Below are 6192 nucleotides of genomic sequence, written 5' to 3' on the forward strand. Positions count from 1 at the left end.
GGGTGCATTCGAGGAAGCTCTTCAGAGTCCTGCGGGAGCAGCGGGACAGGTGAGACCTAGGAAAAATGATCCGTAAGGTTGTATCATTTCTTCCTAGGTAAAATGATCCTCGGGAGGGATCATTTTTACCCCACAGGCGCTAGAGCGCCGAGGATGCTCACCGCCCGCCCCTAGAAGAATTTGTTTATGAAAAAGCCGGCAGTAGGGCTTTTTTATTCCGCGGAAAGCGAGCATCCTGGAGTGGAAATCAACTTATTAAAAGCAACAAAGTATACGAAAACAGTCTTATAAAACAAGATATAAAATGGCCAGCCATAAAAGCGTGGCTGACCTGATCATACCAGCGGATCCTATCAAGAATAGGAACCGCTATTTTGATAAACGCTGTTTTCGAATAGATTGTTGGTTTTCGTCCTCTTTTTGAGGAGGTTTCTGAATCGGAATGCATTATTACTCGTAAAAATTCAGTTGCCGATTTTTATTTTTGGTTGTAAAAGCAATAAGGTTTACAAAAAGCGCATTATAAGAATTTATTTACTTGCCCAAGTTTATCTTCCTTTAATCTGTACAAATAGCCCGGCCGCCCAATTCCGTAAGTTAATGACTCTTCGAGAACACCAAGAGTGGATAGAAATTTCAAGTATTTTCGGACTGAAACCCTTGATATTAGTGTAATTTCGGAAATATCATCGGTTGAAAACTGACTATTTTCTTTTGTTTGGATAACATTGATGATGGATTCCAGAGTGCTGCTGGTTAAACCTTTAGGCAGATCATCTATAGATTCACCGGTCAGCTTTAATTCTGTACTGAGAATATGACCATCAAGGTCCTCTTGTCTCAGCATTTGATTATTCGCAAAGAAATGGTATTTTTCTTTATATTGAATTAAAGCCTGATTAAACCTTTCAAACTCAAATGGTTTAATTAAATAATCTACAGCTCCATACCTTAGGGCAGTTTGAATATTTTCTTTGTCTGCGGCAGCAGTAATAAGGATTACATCGGCTGAAATATTTTGCTCCCGTATAAACCGGAGCAATTCGAGCCCGGTTGCCCCTGGCATATATACATCAAGCAAAATAAGGTCGACCTGTTCGGATTTAAGATATTCCATGGCAGCCATTACTGTATGGACGATTCCTGCCAGCGTGAACCCTTTCACTTCCTGCAGGTAACGCTTATTGAATTCTGCAACCATTGGATCATCCTCGATAATCAGCACCCTAATCATTTTCCCACCTCTTTTGCTTCGTATGGAATTTGTATATAAAAATTAGTGCCCAGTAATAATTTTGAGTCAATCGTTAGCTCCCCACCCAGATCCTTAATGCTTTTGTCGACCAAATATAAGCCATAGCCTCGGTTTTCCCCTTTTGTAGAATACCCCTTTTTAAAAATCTCTTTTTGCTGCTCGGTTGAAATCCCGGGGCCAGAATCAAACACTTCAATTGTTAACCATTTATTGTGATAAGAAAAATTCACTTCCATCGTTTTTTCTTCAGCATCAGCCATTGCCTCAATCGCGTTGTCAATCAAGTTGCCGAGAATCGTAATCAGAGCATGTGTTGTCTTAGTAGCTGCCGGCTCAGGGATAATGGTTGAACTCTCTATTGAAAGATCCACATTCTCTTCACGGGCATAGCTTAATTTTCCCATAATAAATCCTGCCAGGGCGGGATCCTTAATATGTTGAGTGATACTGCCGAATTCCTGATTTCGGTAGTCTACCAATGTCCGGATAAAGTCGGATAACTGGTCATAGGATTTCAATTGGACCATTCCAAGTATGACGTGGAGCCTGTTCATAAATTCATGGGACTGCGCACGCAGTGCTTCAGCATACATTCTTACTCCTGTCAGTTGTTCAGCCAGCTGATTAACTTCTGTCTTGTCTCGGAATGTAGAAATAGCACCGACCACCTGGTCATTTACTATTAGCGGAACCCTGTTGACGAGGATTGAAACCCCGTTAATGTTTTGTTCTTCATCAAGTTCAGGATGGCCTGTTTGCAAGACATGGTCCAATCTGGTTGATGGCATATATTCATAAATTTTCATGCCGACAGGCTTTTGGGACAGACCGGCCTTTTTAAAAATTTGTAAAGCAGACTTGTTTACCAATGTGATGGTTGATGTATTATCAACTGCAATGATTCCCTCATGAACAGATTGGAGCATCGTACTTCTTTCCTCAAGAATCTTCGAAATGGCAAAGGGCTCAAGGCCCAGCAAGATTTTCTTTATGTACCTAGCCAGTAAAATCGCACCAATAATGCCGATCATTAACCCTAAAGCTGTAACTATAATGATATTTTTATGGCTGCGGCCAAGCGCTGTTTCCAGGCTCTCGAGCGATATGCCTACTGCTACAACACCAATTTGTTCTTTCTTTTCATTATAGATTGGCGTAAAGGCCCGTACCGATTTACCCAGGGTACCAAGGGAGGTGGAAACGTACTCTTTACCTTTCAGGGCACGCTTTTCATCTCCTCCCACAAACCGCCTGCCGATTTGCTTGGTATTAGGGTGCGTCAAGCGAATTCCGTTCATATCCATTACCACTATAAACATCACATTGGTGGCTGCTTGAATATCCTTTGTATATTCTTGAACTTCAGTCAGGTTTTGCTTGTCCTCTAACGCATTAATTACTATATGGGATTTTGAAACTGTCCTCGCAACAATCTGGGCCTTTTCCTCCTGATGTTTTCTAATATTTTCACTGACCGAATTGCTTATTAATAAATCCGTAATCATTAGGGAGAGCAATACGACTAAACAAACGAAGAAAATGATGATTGAACTTAACTTAAATCTGAACTTCTCTTTGTACACAAGAAAGCCTCCATAAAATGCGATAACTATTATTACCCACTATAAAATGTAATCGCTTTAAAATAAAGTATTTATTTGTGGTATAGGGAAAGGTTAGTAAACTATTAATTTTTCTCTTTCTTTAATTACAAAACGATTTATAAAGTTTTTTAAACTATATTAAGTTTTCACAAAATTGTAACATGTGGTTATTGAAAAGATGTAATCGTTTACAAAAATAAACAAGGAGGCAATAAAATGAGAATTAATTTTAAGAGTCTTACAACCCAAGTGATTCTTGGTATCATTCTCGGTATCTTAGTCGGATTCATTTTTCCTGAGTTTGGTTCACAGCTGAAGGTCATAGCTGACATATTTATTAAACTTGTAAAAATGGTCATTGCTCCAATAATCTTCCTGACAATTGTAATTGGGATTGCGGGAATGGGAGATTTAAAGAAAGTTGGCAAAATTGGCGGTAAGGCATTACTATATTTTGAGATTGTCTCAACGATTGCACTTGCTATCGGAATTTTGGTTGCAAATGTCATTAAAGCAGGTAAGGGTATTGATGCCGAAGCTGGAAAAGGGGATATTTCACAATACACAAAGGCTGCTGAGGAAACAAGCCACGGATTCATGGATTTTGTTCTTTCAATCGTACCTGACAGCTTCATTGGTGCATTTACGGGAGGCCAACTCCTGCCTGTGCTATTACTTGCTGTATTGTTTGGGGTTTCTCTTGCACATTTAGGCAAGAAGGGAAAACCGGTTCTCGAATTTTTTGAAAAAATTGCTGATGTCTTCTTCGGCATTGTTAATATCATTATGAAGGTTTCTCCATTTGCCGCTTTTGGTGCAATGGCATATACGATTGGCGAATTTGGGATTGGGTCTCTTGTTTATCTAGGAAAACTTATGGGGTCTGTGTACATTACAATGGCTATCTTTATTGTTCTTGTACTTGGCGGGATCGCAAAGTTGTACGGTTTCAGCATCTTCAAATTCATCGCTTATATCAAAGAAGAAATCCTTCTTGTTATTGGTACATCATCCTCTGAAGCAGCTCTTCCCAAGATGATGGAAAAGCTTGAAAAGTACGGCTGTTCAAAGCCTGTTGTAGGGCTTGTGCTTCCAACCGGTTATTCTTTCAATCTGGATGGAACATCTATCTATCTCTCAATGGCAGCATTATTCATCGCACAAGCGTACGGTGTAGACCTTAGTATTTGGCAGCAGCTTACACTTTTAGGAGTGCTGATGCTGACTTCAAAAGGTGCAGCCGGCGTTACCGGATCAGGCTTTGTGACACTTGCAGCTACACTTGCCGTATTCCCTTCGATCCCTGTTGAAGGAATGGCACTCATCCTTGGTGTAGACCGTTTCATGTCAGAAGCGAGGGCAATTACAAACCTTATTGGAAACGGTGTTGCAACGGTTGTAATCTCTAAGACTGAAGGGGAATTTAATCCTCTACAAGAAGCTGTTGAAAAAAAGGCATCTGCTTGATCCATTCTATTTTAACCAAAACATTTTAGCAGGCAGCTATACATGCTGCCTGCTTTAGTAATTGTTCAGAAGGTATATGAGTTTATTAATATAGTCAAAAAGAAGGAAGGTACATGCATGTCAACCTCAGATAATACAAAAGTAATTCAGACCACTTTAAAAGGGAAAGAGATTCTATCCAATCCATTTTTGAATAAAGGAGTAGCTTTTACCAAAAAAGAAAGGGAAGTGCTGGGCTTAGAGGGTTTATTGCCTCCCCATGTCCTCACTCTGGAAGAACAGACTAAAAGAGCTTACGAGCAATATTCTGCCCGGACCACCAATTTGTTTAAAAATGGGCTGCTATATGATTTATATAACCGTAATGTTGTCCTTTTTTACAGTTTGTTGAAAGAGCATTTAAGTGAAATGCTTCCGATCATCTACACTCCTACAGTAGGGGAAGCGATTGAGAAGTACTCGCATGCCTATAGACGTCCAGGAGGTATGTACTTATCTATTGATGACCCAAAGGGAATCGAAACTGCTTTTATGAACCTTGGACATCCAAAAAACGGTGTTGACTTGATTGTTGTCACCGATTCAGAGAGCATCCTAGGAATCGGTGACCAGGGTGTCGGAGGAATCAATATTGCTATCGGTAAATTGGCTGTTTATACCGCTGCGGCAGGTATTGACCCAAGCCGAGTTCTGCCGGTTGTTCTAGATGTTGGGACGAACAACCAGTCATTAATTGATGATCCATTTTATATTGGGAACAAGTTTCCTCGTGTCCGTGGAGAACGTTATGACGAGTTTATCGACTTGTTCATTTCAGCAGTGAAGAAATTCTTTCCAGAAGTATTGCTTCACTGGGAGGACCTCGGCAATGTGAATGCTCGTAATATTATTGAAAAGTACGGGAGGGAAATCCTTACCTTTAACGATGATATACAAGGCACAGGGGCTGTTACCCTTGCAGCAGTCATGTCTGCCTTAAATGTAACAGGCGAATCTTTGAAGGACCAGCGGATTGTTGTATTTGGACCAGGAGCTGCAGGGATTGGGAATGCCGATCAAATAGCAGATGCGATGATTTTGGAAGGCTTATCAAGGGAAGAAGCTAATGACCGTTTCTGGACAGTTGATTACCGAGGATTGTTAACTGACGATGTAACGGATGTCCTTAAATTCCAAAAGCCATATACACGTAAAACCGAAGAAGTAATAGACTGGGAACGAACTGAAGAAGGTATTATTACATTGATGGAAGTTGTCAAAAAAGTAAAGCCTACGATCCTGATTGGTACTTCTGGACAATCTGGCGCATTCTCGGAGAAAATTGTGAAAGAAATGGCAAAACACGTGAATCGCCCAATTATCATGCCAATGTCCAACCCGACAGCATTGGCTGAAGCAGTACCAGCAGATTTGATTGAATGGACGGAAGGCCGGGTCTTAATTGCAACCGGCAGCCCATTTGAAAATGTTGAATACAAGGGTGTCAGCTATGAGATCGGCCAGTCCAATAATGCTTTTGTTTTCCCAGGATTAGGGCTCGGTGCAATCGTGGCAAAAGCAGAAATTATCTCAAAGGGAATGTTGGCATCCGCTGCAAATGCCGTAGCAAAAATGTCATATAGCAATACGCCTGGCGCGCCCCTTTTGCCGTCCATCAACAAATTGCAAGAAGTATCAGAATATGTAGCCATCGAAGTTGCTAAGACGGCCATCGCTGAAGGAATAGCAAAAGCCGAAATCCAAGATGTAGAAAAAGCAGTTGCAGAAGCAATGTGGAAACCAGAGTATAAAAAAGTAACTAGTGTAGCTATATGATACATGGGGACGGTTCTCGTGTTCCACTTTGGAACACGAGAACCGTCCCTG

Annotated in this window: 4 protein-coding genes; 2 read left to right on the forward strand and 2 right to left on the reverse strand. The window is 40.8% G+C overall.

The window, feature by feature from the left end:
* Positions 1-520: 520 nt before the first annotated feature.
* The gene (locus tag V7654_RS18745) at positions 521-1234 is read right to left on the reverse strand and encodes a response regulator (RefSeq protein WP_335432288.1); all 714 of its coding nucleotides are present in this window, start codon (positions 1232-1234) and stop codon (positions 521-523) included.
* Positions 1231-2760, reverse strand: coding sequence for a DcuS/MalK family sensor histidine kinase (dcuS, locus tag V7654_RS18750; protein WP_335432307.1), 1530 nt, complete (start codon positions 2758-2760; stop codon positions 1231-1233). Before dcuS ends, V7654_RS18745 begins: the two co-directional genes overlap by 4 nt.
* A 315-nt stretch (positions 2761-3075) precedes the next feature.
* Between dcuS and V7654_RS18755 the strand changes: the two genes are divergently transcribed.
* Both V7654_RS18755 and V7654_RS18760 read left to right on the forward strand, forming a co-directional pair.
* Positions 3076-4326, forward strand: coding sequence for a dicarboxylate/amino acid:cation symporter (locus V7654_RS18755; protein ID WP_335432289.1), 1251 nt, complete (start codon positions 3076-3078; stop codon positions 4324-4326).
* 117 nt (positions 4327-4443) lie between these two features.
* On the forward strand, positions 4444-6141 hold the full coding sequence (locus V7654_RS18760; RefSeq protein ID WP_335432308.1) for an NAD-dependent malic enzyme: 1698 nt from the start codon (positions 4444-4446) through the stop codon (positions 6139-6141).
* Positions 6142-6192: the final 51 nt, after the last annotated feature.

Source organism: Bacillus sp. JJ1609, assembly GCF_036967045.1.
Taxonomy (GTDB): domain Bacteria; phylum Bacillota; class Bacilli; order Bacillales; family Cytobacillaceae; genus Mesobacillus.